The 15,195-nt window shown below is 59.2% G+C and carries 18 protein-coding genes and 1 tRNA gene; 12 read left to right on the top strand and 7 right to left on the bottom strand.

Going from position 1 to position 15,195, the window contains the following annotated elements; translation table 11 throughout:
* Positions 1-8: 8 nt before the first annotated feature.
* A complete protein-coding gene (locus tag ACN9MU_RS08540; RefSeq protein ID WP_426169634.1) occupies positions 9-1,193 on the bottom strand; it encodes an efflux RND transporter periplasmic adaptor subunit in 1,185 nt (394 codons plus the stop codon).
* A 209-nt stretch (positions 1,194-1,402) separates the two neighbouring features.
* Here ACN9MU_RS08540 and ACN9MU_RS08545 point away from each other — a divergent pair, with 209 nt between their 5' ends.
* Positions 1,403-1,933: a TetR/AcrR family transcriptional regulator C-terminal domain-containing protein gene (locus tag ACN9MU_RS08545; protein WP_426321693.1), complete on the top strand. Its 531-nt coding sequence runs from the start codon at positions 1,403-1,405 to the stop codon at positions 1,931-1,933.
* A gap of 9 nt (positions 1,934-1,942) precedes the next feature.
* Here ACN9MU_RS08545 and ACN9MU_RS08550 read toward each other — a convergent pair whose 3' ends face one another.
* Positions 1,943-2,155, bottom strand: a complete 213-nt coding sequence (locus ACN9MU_RS08550; RefSeq protein ID WP_426321695.1) for a hypothetical protein — start codon at positions 2,153-2,155, stop codon at positions 1,943-1,945.
* Between the two features lie 229 nt (positions 2,156-2,384).
* Between ACN9MU_RS08550 and ACN9MU_RS08555 the strand changes: the two genes are divergently transcribed.
* From ACN9MU_RS08555 to ACN9MU_RS08575, 5 genes are all read left to right on the top strand, one after another.
* Positions 2,385-3,527, top strand: coding sequence for an MlaE family lipid ABC transporter permease subunit (locus ACN9MU_RS08555; protein ID WP_426169643.1), 1,143 nt, complete (start codon positions 2,385-2,387; stop codon positions 3,525-3,527).
* Positions 3,524-4,303 (top strand): ABC transporter ATP-binding protein, encoded by a 780-nt coding sequence (locus ACN9MU_RS08560; protein WP_426169645.1) that lies wholly within the window; start codon positions 3,524-3,526, stop codon positions 4,301-4,303. The genes ACN9MU_RS08555 and ACN9MU_RS08560 overlap by 4 nt, the downstream gene beginning before the upstream one ends.
* Entirely contained in the window at positions 4,293-4,886 is a 594-nt protein-coding gene (locus ACN9MU_RS08565) for an MlaD family protein (RefSeq protein WP_426169648.1), read from the top strand. The genes ACN9MU_RS08560 and ACN9MU_RS08565 overlap by 11 nt, the downstream gene beginning before the upstream one ends.
* Positions 4,887-5,145: 259 nt before the next feature.
* On the top strand, positions 5,146-5,880 hold the full coding sequence (locus tag ACN9MU_RS08570) for an MFS transporter (protein ID WP_426344424.1): 735 nt from the start codon (positions 5,146-5,148) through the stop codon (positions 5,878-5,880).
* Positions 5,880-6,398 carry a hypothetical protein gene (locus ACN9MU_RS08575; RefSeq protein WP_426344425.1) on the top strand — a complete coding sequence of 173 codons (519 nt, stop codon included), beginning with the start codon at positions 5,880-5,882 and terminating at the stop codon, positions 6,396-6,398. The genes ACN9MU_RS08570 and ACN9MU_RS08575 overlap by 1 nt, the downstream gene beginning before the upstream one ends.
* A gap of 272 nt (positions 6,399-6,670) precedes the next feature.
* Here ACN9MU_RS08575 and ACN9MU_RS08580 read toward each other — a convergent pair whose 3' ends face one another.
* Together ACN9MU_RS08580 and ACN9MU_RS08585 are read right to left on the bottom strand one after the other, a co-directional pair.
* A complete protein-coding gene (locus ACN9MU_RS08580; RefSeq protein ID WP_426323405.1) occupies positions 6,671-7,927 on the bottom strand; it encodes an IS256 family transposase in 1,257 nt (418 codons plus the stop codon).
* 64 nt (positions 7,928-7,991) lie between these two features.
* Positions 7,992-8,068 (bottom strand) — tRNA-Pro (locus ACN9MU_RS08585).
* A gap of 93 nt (positions 8,069-8,161) precedes the next feature.
* Here ACN9MU_RS08585 and arsC point away from each other — a divergent pair.
* Positions 8,162-8,509 (top strand): arsenate reductase (glutaredoxin), encoded by a 348-nt coding sequence (arsC, locus tag ACN9MU_RS08590; RefSeq protein WP_426169656.1) that lies wholly within the window; start codon positions 8,162-8,164, stop codon positions 8,507-8,509.
* Positions 8,510-9,319, top strand: coding sequence for a hypothetical protein (locus ACN9MU_RS08595; RefSeq protein WP_426169659.1), 810 nt, complete (start codon positions 8,510-8,512; stop codon positions 9,317-9,319). It abuts the gene before it with no gap.
* A 30-nt stretch (positions 9,320-9,349) separates the two neighbouring features.
* Here ACN9MU_RS08595 and ispB read toward each other — a convergent pair whose 3' ends face one another.
* Positions 9,350-10,300, bottom strand: coding sequence for an octaprenyl diphosphate synthase (ispB, locus tag ACN9MU_RS08600; protein ID WP_426344877.1), 951 nt, complete (start codon positions 10,298-10,300; stop codon positions 9,350-9,352).
* A gap of 227 nt (positions 10,301-10,527) precedes the next feature.
* On the opposite strand from ispB, the gene rplU reads away from it, so the two are divergent.
* The 4 genes from rplU to proB all read left to right on the top strand — a co-directional run bounded on the left by rplU (position 10,528) and on the right by proB (position 13,599).
* Positions 10,528-10,839 carry a 50S ribosomal protein L21 gene (rplU, locus tag ACN9MU_RS08605; RefSeq protein ID WP_055933037.1) on the top strand — a complete coding sequence of 104 codons (312 nt, stop codon included), beginning with the start codon at positions 10,528-10,530 and terminating at the stop codon, positions 10,837-10,839.
* 43 nt (positions 10,840-10,882) lie between these two features.
* Positions 10,883-11,143 carry a 50S ribosomal protein L27 gene (rpmA, locus tag ACN9MU_RS08610; protein WP_155456463.1) on the top strand — a complete coding sequence of 87 codons (261 nt, stop codon included), beginning with the start codon at positions 10,883-10,885 and terminating at the stop codon, positions 11,141-11,143.
* Between the two features lie 89 nt (positions 11,144-11,232).
* Positions 11,233-12,342, top strand: coding sequence for a GTPase ObgE (gene obgE, locus ACN9MU_RS08615; protein ID WP_426169663.1), 1,110 nt, complete (start codon positions 11,233-11,235; stop codon positions 12,340-12,342).
* A gap of 138 nt (positions 12,343-12,480) precedes the next feature.
* Positions 12,481-13,599: a glutamate 5-kinase gene (gene proB, locus ACN9MU_RS08620; RefSeq protein WP_426321705.1), complete on the top strand. Its 1,119-nt coding sequence runs from the start codon at positions 12,481-12,483 to the stop codon at positions 13,597-13,599.
* A gap of 100 nt (positions 13,600-13,699) precedes the next feature.
* Here proB and nth read toward each other — a convergent pair whose 3' ends face one another.
* Positions 13,700-14,347 carry an endonuclease III gene (gene nth / locus ACN9MU_RS08625; protein WP_426169667.1) on the bottom strand — a complete coding sequence of 216 codons (648 nt, stop codon included), beginning with the start codon at positions 14,345-14,347 and terminating at the stop codon, positions 13,700-13,702.
* Positions 14,344-15,021, bottom strand: coding sequence for an electron transport complex subunit RsxB (gene rsxB / locus ACN9MU_RS08630; RefSeq protein ID WP_426344426.1), 678 nt, complete (start codon positions 15,019-15,021; stop codon positions 14,344-14,346). The genes nth and rsxB overlap by 4 nt, the downstream gene beginning before the upstream one ends.
* Between the last annotated feature and the right edge of the window lie 174 nt (positions 15,022-15,195).

Below are 15,195 nucleotides of genomic sequence, written 5' to 3' on the forward strand. Positions count from 1 at the left end.
GCTCCTCCTCAACCCTTGGCCGGTGCAGGGGCTCCGGGCGGCGGGGCAGGGATGGGCATGCCTTGCTCATTCACTTTCAGCACCTGCGGCGTGACGGGCGCGCCAGGGAAGGCGCGCAGCAAGCCGTCCACGATCACAAGTTCGCCTTCCTTCACGCCTTCCACCACACGCATGCCGTCGATCAGTGCTCCGGGCTTGACCTCGCGCTGTTCGACGATATTGTTCTTGCCTACCACCAGCACGACCTTGCGAGTCTGGTCGGTGGTGAGCGCGCGGTCCGCAATCACGGTGGCCATGTACTTGCCGCTGCCCACCAGCTTCAGGCGCGCGAACAGTCCCGGGGTGAACAGGCCGTCCTTGTTTTCGAATACTGCCCGCCCGCGCAGCGATGCAGTGGCGGGATTCAGCCGGTTGTCGACGAAGTCCATCTTGCCTTCGTGGGGGAAACCCTCTTCATTGGCCAGGCCGAGGTAGATGACGTTCGGCGTATCGCGCGACGAGGCGCGGGTACCATCGCGGGCTGCGCGCATGTATTTGAGGTATAGCGCCTCGCTGGCGTCAAAGTATGCGTAGACCTTGTCGGTCGAGACGACCGTTGTCAGTACCGGCTCGCCCGCATTCACCAGGTTGCCTTCGGTGACGTTGGCGCGCGAAGTGCGGCCTTCCACCGGAGAGGTAATGTTGGTGAATTCCAGGTTGAGGCGCGCCTGCGTGAGCGCCGCCTCTCCGGCACGTATCGACGACTGCGAATTGGCGACGGCAGCGCGCAGCTGGTCCAGTTCCTGCTGGCTGACGCCACGAACGGCGACCAGTTTTTCCGCACGCGCGAATTCGGATTTGTTCAATTCGAACTGGGTGCGGGCGGACTGCAACTGCGCCTCGGCTCGCGCCACCTCGGCCGCGTAGGGGCGGGGATCGATGGTGAAGAGCGGCTCGCCTTTCCTGACGACCTGGCCCTCCTTGAAATGGACTTTGACCAGGTTGCCGGTCACGCGCGAGCGCACGTCGACTGTGTGCGGCGCTTCCAGCCGTCCTGTGAATTCATCGAACTCCTGGACCTGCCGCTTGACGACCGGCGCCACCGAGACGGCGGGCGGACCTCCGGCTTGTTTGGAGGGATCTTCCTTGGCGCCGCAAGCGGCGAGAAGTGCCAGGACGGCAAAGGGGACAAGACGTGCTGCCAGCGTATTCATAGCTCGAACCTTCCAAACTGCGTTGCACAGCGGGGAAACCGATTCTTACAGCGTGATACTTACGGCGGGTTTTCAGGAAAATAGCACAAAAATAGCAGCGTGGGCAGGACACGCTTCCACCTTATTAAGACAGGAAATCGCTCGCGGACATGGTTCCCGCGAGGGCTCCGGGTTTCAGCACATAGGCCGCTGTATCCGGCGGCAGCGCCATGTCGCCATCAGCCTTGTTCGGGGAGCTGGTTTCGCGGTCCACGCAAGAACATGGCGGACAACTGGCCGATCTTTTTGGCGAGCGGCCGTGCGCCGCAATTGGCCCGGGCTTGCCGCCCGACGCAATGGAAGTGCTTGCCCTGCTGGACCCCAAGCAGGATGTCGAAGTTTCGCTGAAAGGCTTCGGCGAGCGCGTGCTCAGAACCTTTTTCACGCCGCAGAAATTCGCCATGCGGCGCATGGTGATTGCGGCCTCAGGCAACAATCCCGAAGTGGGGCGCACATTCTACGAGAACGGCCCAGGCAAGGGCATGAAGCTGGTCGCCGGCTATTTTGAAGCTGTGATGAAAGCAGGGAAGTTGCGCATGGCCGATCCCCATGTGGCAGCAAGCCAGTTCCGTGCCCTGCTCGATTGCGAATTGGAAGAGCGCGGCCTGATGAATGCCTTGCCCGAGTTTCACGATGCGCAGGTTGTTGCAACGGTAGCCCGCGCCGTGGACACCTTCATGCGCGCTTACCGCCCGGACTGAAGCCTGCGGTTATTCGCCCAGCGCTGTTTTTTCTTCGGCGGTCAGGCGCTTCGCCTTCACCACGACGATTGGAGTGGTGCTTGCTTTAACGCTGGCGACTTGAGCGGCCGGTGCCAGCAATTTCGGCACGGCGGCGGTGGCTGCGGCAGACACGCCGATCAGGATCAAAGCGCCCAAGAAGATGAATTCCATATGCTTACTGAGTTCCATACTGTTCTCCATAAAATGTAATTCCTTGGAAACATTATGTGGCAGTGCAGCATATAACTCAAATTCAAAGTTTCGATAATCGTCATTCGCAAAGATAATGACTCGGTTGGCGCAGGGGAACCCCCAATGTGTTGTTCCGCACAGAACCGCCCAAAGCGTCGAGCCTAAACTGAAACAAAGAAACGCCAAGCTATTCGCGCATGTTCGGCGACCAGTTTATGCCACCAAATAGGCAGACACCATGCCCAGGGTTCCCGCCAATCCGGCGCAAGCCGCCTCACCCCGTTCACCACCGGCTATCGAAGTCAGCGGAGAAGGAGAGCGCCACGCACTGTCGGGCTCGCTCGTCATTGGCACCCTCACCACAGCCAGGAACTCGTTGAAGAGCTGGTCGAAGCCCGGGCCGTCGTGCACCCTTGATGTGGCCGGGATCACGCAGCTCGATACGCCGGGTGCCTTGTTTCTTTCAGCCCTCCGCAAACTGGGCGTGGCGCTCACCGGCGTGCGCCCGGAACACCAGACCCTGTTCGACTTGATCGACTCGCTCGATCTCAAGCCGCTGCCGGCTGTAGCAGCAGTTCCGCGCTGGCGCCAGCGGGTGATAGCGTTGGGAAAAAGTGCCCATGACACCTGGCACGAGGCGCGCTCCCTCATTACTTTTGTCGGCTGTGTCGCAAGCTGGACCTTCCATGCCCTGTTACACCCCACTTGCCTGCGTCCGGCGTCGATCTCGCGCCATGTCCGGGAGACCGGGATCCAGGCCTTGCCCATCATCGGCTTGATGGCGGTCATGATTGCAATCGTCATCGGCTACCAGGGTGTCGCGCAATTGCGCCAATATGGCGGAGAAGACCTCACCATCAACCTGGTCGCCGTCTCGGTGTTGCGTGAAATGGGCGTGTTAATCACCTCCATCATGGTGGCGGGCCGCTCCGGCTCCGCCTACACGGCTGAAATTGGCGTCATGAAGACGCGCGACGAAGTCGACGCGCTCACCGTGATGGGGCTGGAACCGATGCAGATGCTGGTCGTGCCCCGCGTGATCGCACTGGTCCTGACCTTGCCTGTGCTGGCCTTTTTTGCCGACATCATGGGCTTGATCGGCGGAGCGGCCATTGCACAAGTGCTGCTGCAGGTGGCGCCGGCGCAATACCTGGCGCGCTTGCCGCAGGTCGTCAGCCTCAGCGACCTGAATGTCGGCTTGTTCAAGGCGCCGGTATTCGCCTTCTGCATTGCAGTCATCGCGTGCATGCACGGGTTGCGGGTCAAGGGTACTGCCGAAAGCGTTGGCCGCGAAACCACCCGTTCCGTCGTGAAGTCGATTTTCCTGGTGCTGGTGCTTGATGCGCTCTTCTCGATCCTGTTTGAAAAGCTTGGAGTATGAAACCCGCCGCCACGCCCATCCTGTCTGCCCGGGGCATCGTCAACCGCTTCGGCAAACAGCTCATACATGACAAGCTTGACCTTGACGTCAAGCGTGGAGAAATCATTGGCATCGCCGGCGGCTCCGGTTCCGGCAAGTCGGTGCTGCTGAAGACCCTGATTGGCCTGCACCAGCCGGACGGCGGCGAAGTCTTGCTCGACGGCGTGGCGATCAGCACCATTTCAGCCCATGAGCGCGCCTTTGCGTTTGGTGTCCTGTTCCAGCAAGGCGCGCTGTTTTCCTCCCTGTCTGTGGCCGACAACATCATGCTGCCAATGCGCGAACATACGAGCTTGCAGGCCGACGACCGTGAGCAGATCGCCGCGATGAAACTGGCGCTGACCGGCCTGGAGGCGGACAGCGGCCTCAAGTTTCCGTCCGCACTGTCGGGCGGCATGGTCAAGCGCGCCGCGTTTGCCCGTGCCCTGGCGCTCGATCCTCAGATTCTTTTCCTCGATGAACCGAGCTCCGATCTTGATCCGATTGCCGCTGCAGGCATTGACGCCCTGATCCAGCAGCTCAATCGTAGTCTGGGGATCACGGCCGTCATCGTCACTCATGATCTCACGACCCTGGTGACCATCTGCGACCGCATCGCCTTGCTGGTTGACCGGAAGCTGACGATCGATACCGCCAGCCAGTTGCGGAAATCCAAACATCCGTGGATACACGACTTCTTCCACGGGCCGCGCGCCGAGGGCGCAATGTCCGCCAGGGAGGTGAGTCATGGAAACTGACAGGCGCTATTTCATGGAAGGGCTGTTCATCATCGCCTTTGCCGTTGCCGCCGCCTTGTTTGCCGTCTGGCTAGGCAGCCCGGGACAGCGCGATGATGTGCTGTACCGCATCCACTTCCCCGAATCGGTCGGCGGCCTGACCGTCGGCGACCCGGTGAAGTTCCGCGGCGTCGATGCCGGCACGGTCAAGTCGATCATCAATGATCCGGACGACCCGAGCCTGGTGCAGGTAGACGTGCGCTTGCGCAAAAATACACCGGTCAAGACAGACACCCGGGCCAGCCTTGCGCTCAAGGGCATTACCGGCGTCGTTTATGTCGAGCTGAGTGGCGGAGGAAAAACCGCCAAGCCCCTGCTTGCTGTGACGGCTCCGGACAAGATTCCCGAGATCCCGTTCCAGAAATCAGGGCTCAAAGCCATGCTCGATGAACTGCCCAAGGCCGTTGAAAAATTCATGGCGATCGAAAACCAGGCCAAGAAGGTCGTGACGGACGTTGGCGCCTTGACTGAGAAGGTCAAGGCTAATCCCTCTCTGCTGCTGCGCCGTCCTGACAAGGACAGCAATGACGGCGCCAAAAAATAGCGGCAATTTAAGAGCAGTGACAGTGCATCGAGATTTGCAACGGATATCGCGATAAGACTGAAGTCAACACAATTGAAAGACCATTGAGCTTCGTTCGTTTGAGGTGGAGCCGTTGACTTTAGTGCGTTGTCATTCATACTGTCTATATATACAGCATGCGCTCGGGTGTAATTGCAAATTGACAACAATTGCTCTTATTGATCAGCAAATGTCGTAATGCCTAACTCAATGAATGACCTAGCTGTAGTATTGTGACGCGATGGAAACACCAAAAGAACTTGATTTCAGCATTGATGCGTTCAGCCCTGACACCATACCAATGTCTCGGCTAGCTGAATACATGCAGCAGCTGGCCGCCTTGTACGGGAGCGAGCCTGCTGTGCATTTTCGAACAGTTCGACCAGGAAGCGCAATTCTCAGCGTGCTGATCGACACCGCCGCTGTCGATTGTGTTGAATCTAGGCTGCGTATGGTTCACGACGCTTCGGCACCCGATGACCTGAAGAAGGCCTATCAAAACCTCAATAATATGCTGAAGGCTGACAAGGCAATCGGAGAGGTTAGGCAGACGACCGGAGGAGTCGTCTTAGCCTTCCCTGGTAGAGACACCCCGATCCAAAAGACGTTCCGTGTCAAAGAAGCAGGCGTACTTGACGGCGTCGTCATTCGAATTGGTGGCAAAGACAACACTATCCCCGTTTGGTTGAAGGATGGCGACGGCACGATTCACAAATGCGAAGCAAACAGCGATATGGCGCGAGAGTTGATTCGAAATTACCTTTCGACCCCGATTCGCGTTTCGGGGCAAGGCGATTGGCTGCGCGGCGAAGATGGGGTTTGGTCGCTTGAGAAGTTTCGAATCAGTGGCTGGGAACCTTTAGACGATGTGTCGATAACGGACATTCTTAATGCAGCTCGGTTAGCTAAGGGCAATGGATGGAACGAAGTTGATGATCCAATCAAGGAGCACCTGCTGATACGAGGATCGGATTAATGGTAATTTTTGACGCGGGCATTCTCATAAAACTGCTTGATCCGCGCACATCGGATATTCAGCGCGATAAGCTGGACTATCTAGTAGTTCGATTGCAAAGATCGAAGACTAAGATATTGATTCCAACGCCGGCCCTTTCTGAGTTCTACGTCAAGGCTGACCCAGACGTTTTGGCTTCCTTCAAAGGCCGTTCGGCCTTCATCATTGCTCCCTTTGATGAAAAGGCTGCAATCGAGTGCGCGATAAGCGTCAGAGACGCGGTTCGTTCCGGTAAGAAGAAGGGTGTCCAAGATGCCGCACCCTGGCAGAAAGTGAAGTTCGACCATCAGATAGTCGCGATTGCCAAGGTTCACAGGGCTACCTGTATTTACTCCGAAGATGAAGGGCTGCGAAACTTTGCTGCATCACTTGGGCTGAGCGCTCAATGCACAGAAGAATTGCAAGAAAATCCGGAGTCTAAACAGCAGAAACTTGACTTGAACATGGAAGGCGACGGGGCAATCCCCCCCACCAAATGATAGCCGCAGAAAGTAGAGATGGCACGACACTATGTCGAAGCTGGGCGCATGACCATCAAGAGCGCTTGCCTGGCGGTTTGCATCAGCCAGACCTGGTTTGTTAGGTGCTACGCGAGGTCAGTAAACCTCGGCTGGCATAAGGGACACTGGGACAACAGATTTACTCCATATCGTTATCAATAACTGATCAGTGTGAGATGGGAAACCGTTTGGGTTTAAAAGTATCTTTGGTCGGACCTGTCAGGAATTTTGTGTGCCGGGGTCGCGGTTAATTAATTGATCGCGTTGGTAAAGCGTTCCCCAAACAGGATGGCAAATTGATTGGCGGCCATCTTCCAGGTCCGCTGCGGCATCTTCCAATCTTTTTCGATATTGCGCAAGGCCAGGTACAGCAATTTCGTCGCTGCCTCGTCGTTCGGGAAGTGCCCGCGATTCTTGACGATCTTCCGCAAGCGCATGTGCAGGCTCTCAATGGCGTTCGTTGTGTAAATGATTGAGCGTACTTCGGGCGGGTAGGCAAAGAACGGGATCACCTGCTCCCACTGGCGGCGCCACATGGCCACCACTGTCGGGAAACGCTGGCCCCAAGGGCCTGCTGCAAAGGCGTCTAGCGCCGCCGCAGCCGCGTCAGCGTTGGCAGCCTGGTAGATTGGCTTAAGCGCCGCTGCAAGCTCTTTACGGTCCTTCCACGACGCCAGCGTCATCGAGTTGCGAATCAGGTGCACGATGCAGGTCTGGATATGCGCCTGCGGGAACACTGCCTCAATCGCTTCGGGGAAGCCGCGCAGGCCGTCAACGACGGCAATCAGAATGTCTTCCAGACCACGATTACGCAGCTCGTTAAAGACTTTCAGCCAGAACTTGGCGCCTTCTGTTTGTTCGATCCAAAGGCCCAGCACTTCCTTGCGGCCATCGGCCCGAATGCCCAGCGCCAGGTACACGGCCTTGTTCTTGACGGTGCCCTCATCGCGGATCTTCAGGCGCAGTGCGTCAAAGTAGACGATTGGGTACATCGCTTCCAGTGGGCGTTGCTGCCACTGCGCCACTTCGTCCATGACCTCGTCGGTGATAGTGGAGATCAGGTCAGGCGACACCTCGGTACCATACAGCTCCAGCAGGTGCGCCTGGATTTCGCGAACCGTCATGCCACGGGCATACATGCCGATTACATGGTCGTCAAAACCCGGCATACGGCGTTGGTGCTTGGCGACCAACTTGGGCTCGAAACTGGAAAGACGGTCACGCGGGATCTCTAGTTCCAGCTCGCCGCCTGGTGCCAGCACGGTCTTGCGGCTCTTTCCATTTCGGTGGTTCTTGGCGTCGCCTTCGGTGGCGAGATGGTGGGTCAATTCAGCCGTCAGCATGCGCTCGGCCAGCATTTTCTTCAGCTGGCCGGCAAGGCCCGATTCACCCAGAATGGACTCGGCGTCCTTGTTCTCGACCTGGGCCAGCAACTGGTCGATCAGTTCAACGGGGAGTGGATACTGCTTCTTTGTCTTTGGCTTCTTAGTGGTCATTACGTCGGTCATGGACAATCCCTTTCGGTATTATTTCATGACCCCGGATTCACACTAAAATTCTGACAGGCTCCTTTGGTCGGGGTGAGAGGATTCGAACCTCCGGCCTCTACGTCCCGAACGTAGCGCTCTACCGGGCTAAGCTACACCCCGACTGGTGTGAGCTAATTCTACACATAATTTTGTGGATTTATCAACTCCCTTGCCGGTGATATAGTGCGGCTTTGAATTAACTTCATTTGCATCATGGGAATCACCATTTATCACAACAATTCGTGCAGCAATTCGCGCGGCGCGCTGGCGCTGATCCGCGAAGCGGGCATTGAGCCGGAAATCGTTGAATACCTGAAGGCGCCGCCATCGCGCGAAGTCCTGATAGACCTGATTGCGCGAGCCGGCCTGACGGCGCGCGGCGCCATGCGCAACAAGGGTGAGCTGTACGACCAGCTTGGCCTGGCAGACGAATCGCTGCCGGAGGATGAGCTGGTTGACGCCATGATGGCGCACCCGGAACTGATCAACCGTCCCTTCGTGGTGACCGACAAGGGCGTGCGCCTGTGCCGTCCGCCGGAAACGGTCAAAGAGATCCTTTAAGTGCGCAAAGCCTTCGTTACCGCTTTGCTGGCGCTGGCCGCCAGCGCGCATGCCGACACTTCGGAATGCGAGATCCACAAGCTGGCCACCTACCCATTTCCGCATCGTCCGACGGCGGAGCAGGCCGCGGCATTGAAGGACTGCAATGCTGACAAGCTGTATTACGGCATCGGCGTGCATTTCGATTATGTGAAGGCGCGGCACTGCGCCTTTGCGGCGGATAGCCAGGATGTCCTGATGATGCTGTACGCGAACGGCCTGGGCGTGCCGCGCAATTATGCGGTGGCGAAGATGGCGGCCTGCCGCGCCGATGCCACCGAGATCGAAGCGCGCCTGGCGCGTTTGGCGCGCATGCAGACCGGCAAGGAAGGCCCATCGCCGAAGATCGACATGTGCGATGACGCGGCAAACAGCCATCTGCTGTCGCGCTGTGCCGCGATCCGGCTGGACCTGGCCGACCAGGACCGCAACGCACGCATCGACACCATTTCGGCACGCTGGAACGATGCCGAGAAATCCGCTTTGCAGCAGGTGCGGCGTCACGGGACAGACCCTGCGCAAATTGAGGAAATCCTCAACTCCTTGCTGGATTTCGAGGCCGGCAAGCTGCCATCCTTCATGGCAGAAGATGCCGCGGCAGCCGAGCGTGAAATGAGCCAGATGAAGATCCCGGCCGAGAAGCAGCGCAGCTGGCTGGCCTACCGCGATGCATGGCTGGCGCTGGGCAAGCTGCGCTACCCAGCGGTCGCACCGCATGCGTGGAAGGCATACTTCGCCAAGCGGCGCATAGCCGCGGTCAAGGCGCAGTAAGAAAAAAGGCGCCGATTGGCGCCTTGTTCTTTAGTGGCTGCGGTCCACCGAGAAGCGGGCCAGTTGCAGCAAGGCTTGTTTGTAGGTGCCGTCCGGCATGCCTGCAATCGCGTCGATGGCGCGCTGCGCTGCCACTTCGGCGGCGCGACGGGTGTAGTCCAGTGCGCCGCTATTAGTGATCGCGGCCAGGATGGTATCGAAGTGCTGTTCGTCGCCGTTCTCGATGCAGGAACGGACCAGGGCGCGCTGTTCTTCGCTGCCGTTTTCCATCAGCCAGATCAGCGGCAGGGTAGGCTTGCCTTCGCGCAGGTCGTCGCCCACGTTCTTGCCGATCTCGCTTGCGTCGCCGGCGTAATCCAGCACGTCGTCGATCAGCTGGAAGGCAGTGCCCAGCGAGCGGCCATATTCGCCTGCGGCGGCGATGTCGGTGTCGGAAGCACCGGCAACCAGCGCGCCCAGTTCCGCAGCCGCTTCGAACAGCTTGGCAGTCTTGGAGCGGATCACCTGCAGGTAGCTTTCTTCGGTCACGTCCGGGTCGTGCATGTTCAGCAGCTGCAGCACTTCACCCTCTGCGATCACATTGGTCGCATCGGACAGGATCTGCATCACGCGCATGGAATCCAGCGACACCATCATCTGGAAGGCGCGGGAGTAGAGGAAGTCGCCCACCAGCACCGACGCGGCATTGCCAAACAAGGCGTTGGCCGTCTGGCGGCCGCGGCGCATTGACGATTCGTCAACCACGTCGTCATGCAGCAGGGTCGCGGTGTGGATGAACTCCACCACGGCGGCCAGTTCATGGTGGCCGGCGCCCTTGTAGTTGTATGCATTCGCTACCAGTAGGACCAGGACTGGTCGGATACGCTTGCCGCCCGCGCTGATGATATATTCAGCAATCTGGTTGACCAGCGCCACTTCCGAGTGAAGGCGCTGGCGGATCACCGAATTGACCGCGTCCATATCGGCGGCAATGGTGCTCATGATGTTGTTCTGGGCGTTGTTCGACAAGGCAAACCTACTGGTAAGGTTGGTAAGAGTGCCGCGATTATACGTTACTCGTTGCCGACATACCACGACGGCCGCCCGTCGACAATACCTTTTGACCAGTTTCCCGAAACTATGTATAATCAGCGGTTCCCCGGCTTTCGTCTGTTGTTTTTGGGCGTCGAGCAAGCGGGACTTATTAACAATTCAAGAGGTTTCCAATCATGTACGCGGTCATAAAAACCGGCGGCAAACAATACAAAGTTGCTGCTGGCGAAAAAATTAAAGTAGAACAGTTGCCGGCTGACATTGGTTCCGAAATCACTATCGACCAGGTTCTCGCCGTTGGCGCGGGCGACAGCATCAAGTTTGGTGCTCCTCTGGTTGCAGGTGCATCGGTTCTGGTGAAAGTAGTTGCCCAAGGTCGTCACGACAAGGTACGCATCTTCAAGATGCGTCGTCGTAAGCACTACCAGAAGCGTCAAGGCCACCGCCAGAACTTCACCGAAATCCAAATCGTTTCGATCAACGGCTAATTGCTGCTTGCCCGAATTTACCGAGCTATCAAGGAGTAACTAAATGGCACACAAAAAAGGCGGCGGTACTACCCGCAACGGTCGCGACTCTGAATCAAAACGCCTGGGCGTTAAAGTGTACGGCGGCCAGTCCATCAATGCTGGTGGCATCATCATCCGTCAACGCGGCACCCCAGTGTCCGCTGGCGAAAACGTCGGTACCGGCAAGGACCACACCCTGTTCGCACTGGTGGACGGCGTTGTGAAGTTCGTGACCAAGGGTCCGGACAGCAAGAAGTACGTTACCGTCGTAGCTGCTGCTTAAACCAGCAAATACAGGTACAGTAAGGCGAAAGCCTTCTCTCCAAAAGGCTCTGCCAGTGGTAGGGCCTTTTTAGTTTTCAAGGTGGTCTTATGAAGTTTATTGACGAAGCACGCATCGAAGTTATCGCCGGCAGCGGCGGCAATGGCTGCGCCTCTTTTTGCCGTGAAAAATTCCGTCCATTCGGCGGCCCTGATGGCGGCGACGGCGGCAAAGGCGGCAGCATCTGGGCGGTAGCCGACCGTAACGTCAATACGCTGGTGGACTATCGCTATTCCAAGATGCACCGCGCCGGCAACGGCGAATCCGGCCGTGGCTCCGACTGCTACGGCAAGGGCGCAGACGACATCTTCCTGCGCATGCCGGTCGGCACCCTGATCATCGACGAAGTCACCGGCGAAATCATCGCCGACATGACCGAACATGGCCAGATGGAACTGCTGGCCAAGGGCGGCGAGGGCGGCTGGGGCAATATCCACTTCAAGACCTCGACCAACCGCGCACCGCGCCAGAAAACCGACGGCAAGGAAGGCGAACGCCGCGAGCTGCGCCTGGAGCTGAAAGTGCTGGCCGACGTTGGCCTGCTGGGCATGCCGAATGCCGGCAAGTCGACCTTCATCACCGCGGTATCGAATGCCCGTCCGAAGATTGCGGACTACCCGTTCACCACCCTGCACCCGAACCTGGGCGTGGTGCGTGTGTCGCACGAAAAATCGTTCGTGATCGCGGACATTCCTGGCCTGATCGAAGGTGCCGCCGAAGGTGCGGGCCTGGGCCACCAGTTCCTGCGCCACCTGTCGCGCACCGGCCTGCTGCTGCACATCGTCGACCTGGCGCCGTTCGAGGCGACTGTCGATCCGGTCAAGGAAGCCAAGGCCCTGGTCAAGGAACTGCAAAAGTACGATCCTGCGCTGGGCGACAAGCCGCGCTGGCTGGTGCTGAACAAGCTGGACGTGATTCCGGAAGAAGAACGCGCCAAGCGCGTCAAGGACTTCGTCAAGAAGTTCGGCTTCAAGGGTCCGGTATTTGAGATCTCCGCACTGTCGCACGAAGGCACGCAGGAACTGGTCAACGCCATCTACCTGCACCTGGAGCAGCAGCGCTATTCCGAGCAGCGCTCGGAAGAAGTGCAGATGACCGAAGAAGCCCGCGGTATCTCCTCCATCGACCCGGACGACCCACGTTTCAAAGTTCTCGATTAAAATCGAGACAACCTCTTATCTTTGCCGCCCCTGCCAACCGCGGGGGCGAGCATTGTCTGCGGCAAGCCGGCATCACCCCGCCCGGCGCATCACCAGAAGTTTCGCGTACCTTTTGTTTGATCAGACTTTTGCCGTCCTATGAATTCGCTTATCCAGAACTCCACCCGCATCATCATCAAAGTGGGCTCCTCGCTCGTCACCAATGACGGCCGCGGGCTCGATCATGCCGCTATCGCCCGCTGGGCCTCACAGATTTCCGCCCTGCGTGCGCTGGGCAAGGAAGTCGTGCTGGTCAGCTCCGGCGCCGTAGCAGAAGGCATGCTGCGCCTGGGCTTCGAAAAGCGACCGACGGACATACACGAACTGCAGGCATGCGCCGCCGTGGGCCAGATGGGCCTCGCGCAGATTTATGAAACCAGCTTCCGCGAGCACAGCATCGGCACTGCCCAGGTGCTGCTGACCCACGCCGACCTGGCCGACCGCGAACGCTACCTGAACGCGCGCTCCACGCTGACCACCTTGCTGCGCCTGGGCGTGGTCCCGATCATCAACGAGAACGACACCGTCGTCACCGATGAAATCAAGTTCGGCGACAACGACACGCTCGGCGCGCTGGTGGCAAACCTGATCGAAGCCGACGCGCTGATCATCCTGACCGACCAGCGCGGCCTGTTCAGCGCCGACCCGCGTAAGGACCCGGCGGCCTACCTCATCACACATGGCCGCGCCGGCGACCCTGCGCTGGAAGCGATGGCGGGCGGCGCCGGCTCCGCGCTGGGACGCGGCGGCATGCTGACCAAAATCCTGGCCGCCAAGCGTGCGGCCAAGTCCGGCGCCCATACCGTGATCGCCTTTGGCCGCGAAGCAGATGTGCTGACCCGCCTGGCTGCAGGCGAGAATATCGGCACCGAATTGTCCGCGCAGACCGGCCACCTGACGGCGCGCAAGCAGTGGATGGCAGACCACCTGCACACCGCAGGCCAGGTTGTGCTGGATGCCGGTGCCGTACAAAAGCTGGTGAAAGAGGGTAAATCCCTGCTGCCGATTGGCGTGACAGAAGTACACGGTGAATTCGGCCGAGGCGCGGTCGTCACCTGCATCGGCGAGGACGGTCACGCCATCGCGCGCGGCATCAGCAATTACACCAGTGCTGAAACCCGCCGCATCAAGCGCAAGCCCTCCGCCGAGATCGAAGCCATCCTCGGCTATGTCGAAGGACATGAGCTGATCCACCGCGACAATATGGTTTTACTCTAAACCGGTAAACCAGTGTCAGACCCGCGGGGTCTGACACTAACCCGCGGCGGCCGCTGGCCAGGTGTCTGACCCTGCGGGTCGGACACCGAAGTTCCGGTTTTCAGGCGTTGGCGGGGGCGGGCGTCTTGCCCTTGAATTCGCATAGGTCGGCGATGATGCAGTTCCAGCACTTGGGCTTGCGCGCGACACAGGTGTAGCGGCCGTGCAGGATCAGCCAGTGGTGCGCATCCATCAGGAATTCTTTCGGCACGAACTTCATCAGCTTCTGCTCGACGATGTCGACGTTCTTGCCCGGCGCGATGCCGGTGCGGTTGGAGACGCGGAAGATATGCGTGTCGACCGCCATTGCTACCTGCCGGAAGGCGGTATTCAGCACCACGTTGGCGGTCTTGCGGCCTACGCCCGGTAATTGCTCCAGTTCTTCGCGTGTCTGCGGTACTTCGCCGCCGTATTGGTCCACCAGGATCTGGCAGGTCGCAATCACGTTCTTCGCCTTGGTCTTGTACAGGCCAATGGTGCGGATGTATTCGGTGAGTTCGTCGAGGCCCAGGTCCAGGATCGCCTGCGGTGTGTTCGCCACCGGATAGAGCTTGCGCGTGGCCTTGTTCACGCCTACATCGGTCGCCTGCGCTGATAGCAGCACGGCGATCAGCAGCTCGAACGGCGTCGTGTATTCCAGTTCGGTTTCGGGATTGGGATTCGCCTCGCGCAGGCGTTCAAAGATCTGTTGGCGTTTGGCGTTGTTCATTGATTCTTGTCGGCTTCGGCGCGCTGGCGGGCGCGCTCCATGGCGGCGGCGATGATCTGGCGCTTGCGTTCCTTTTCCGCCAGCTCGGCTTCATTTTCCGGCGTCAGGCGTTCCACGGCAGCGGCTTTCGCGTGGGCCTTGGCGGCAAGGCGCGCATCGTTTTCTTCGCGCTCGCGGATCAGGCGCGCCAGGCGGAAGTCGTGGCGATCGCGCGCCTCGTCGGCCTGCGGTTGGGTCCAGGCATCCCAGCCGGTGGTTTCGGTCACCGGGTACATCACGATGCAGTCGACCGGGCAGGCCGGCACGCACAGGTCGCAGCCGGTGCACTGTTCCGGGATGATGGTATGCATCTGCTTGGCCGCGCCCATGATGGCGTCGACCGGGCAGGCCTGGATGCACAGCGTGCAGCCAATGCATAGCGATTCGTCGATGAAGGCCACCGCGCGCGGGCGCTCGAAACCATTGACGGGATTCAGCGGAATGACGGGGCGCCCGGTTACGCTGGATAAGCGGCGGATGCCTTCGGCGCCGCCAGGCGGGCATTGGTTGATGTTCGCTTCACCGGACGCAATCGCTTCTGCATACGGTCGGCAGCCCTTGTAGCTGCACTTCGTGCACTGGGTTTGCGGCAGCACGTCCTCGATGCGGTCGGCCAGGGTTTTCGGATCAGTCACGGCGAAAAGCGGAACGTTAAAGCGCTATTATCCAATATCTGCGCGGGCTTTGCGGAAGTTGCTTCGTATAAACTTGTGTGGAACATGCCGCTTCTTACCGGTCAACGTCTCCACGCTCCGTGAGCTGCGCGAGGAGAGAATCGGCATCGTGGCCGCAAATTCGAACGCGACTAC

The organism is Pseudoduganella sp. R-32, assembly GCF_049913245.1.
In the GTDB taxonomy this organism is placed as follows: Bacteria; Pseudomonadota; Gammaproteobacteria; order Burkholderiales; family Burkholderiaceae_D; genus Rugamonas.

What these genes read in the sequence shown, in the direction of transcription:
- proB (WP_426321705.1), top strand. Translation starts at nt 12,481, where the DNA reads ATGAATTCGCTTATCCAGAACTCCACCCGCATCATCATCAAAGTGGGC.
- ACN9MU_RS08550 (WP_426321695.1), bottom strand. Translation starts at nt 2,155, where the DNA reads ATGGAGAACAGTATGGAACTCAGTAAGCATATGGAATTCATCTTCTTG.
- ACN9MU_RS08545 (WP_426321693.1), top strand. Translation starts at nt 1,403, where the DNA reads ATGTCGCCATCAGCCTTGTTCGGGGAGCTGGTTTCGCGGTCCACGCAA.
- rpmA (WP_155456463.1), top strand. Translation starts at nt 10,883, where the DNA reads ATGGCACACAAAAAAGGCGGCGGTACTACCCGCAACGGTCGCGACTCT.
- obgE (WP_426169663.1), top strand. Translation starts at nt 11,233, where the DNA reads ATGAAGTTTATTGACGAAGCACGCATCGAAGTTATCGCCGGCAGCGGC.
- ACN9MU_RS08565 (WP_426169648.1), top strand. Translation starts at nt 4,293, where the DNA reads ATGGAAACTGACAGGCGCTATTTCATGGAAGGGCTGTTCATCATCGCC.
- nth (WP_426169667.1), bottom strand. Translation starts at nt 14,347, where the DNA reads ATGAACAACGCCAAACGCCAACAGATCTTTGAACGCCTGCGCGAGGCG.
- ACN9MU_RS08555 (WP_426169643.1), top strand. Translation starts at nt 2,385, where the DNA reads ATGCCCAGGGTTCCCGCCAATCCGGCGCAAGCCGCCTCACCCCGTTCA.
- ACN9MU_RS08580 (WP_426323405.1), bottom strand. Translation starts at nt 7,927, where the DNA reads ATGACCGACGTAATGACCACTAAGAAGCCAAAGACAAAGAAGCAGTAT.
- rplU (WP_055933037.1), top strand. Translation starts at nt 10,528, where the DNA reads ATGTACGCGGTCATAAAAACCGGCGGCAAACAATACAAAGTTGCTGCT.
- arsC (WP_426169656.1), top strand. Translation starts at nt 8,162, where the DNA reads ATGGGAATCACCATTTATCACAACAATTCGTGCAGCAATTCGCGCGGC.
- ACN9MU_RS08560 (WP_426169645.1), top strand. Translation starts at nt 3,524, where the DNA reads ATGAAACCCGCCGCCACGCCCATCCTGTCTGCCCGGGGCATCGTCAAC.
- ACN9MU_RS08540 (WP_426169634.1), bottom strand. Translation starts at nt 1,193, where the DNA reads ATGAATACGCTGGCAGCACGTCTTGTCCCCTTTGCCGTCCTGGCACTT.
- ACN9MU_RS08570 (WP_426344424.1), top strand. Translation starts at nt 5,146, where the DNA reads ATGGAAACACCAAAAGAACTTGATTTCAGCATTGATGCGTTCAGCCCT.
- ACN9MU_RS08575 (WP_426344425.1), top strand. Translation starts at nt 5,880, where the DNA reads ATGGTAATTTTTGACGCGGGCATTCTCATAAAACTGCTTGATCCGCGC.
- ispB (WP_426344877.1), bottom strand. Translation starts at nt 10,300, where the DNA reads ATGAGCACCATTGCCGCCGATATGGACGCGGTCAATTCGGTGATCCGC.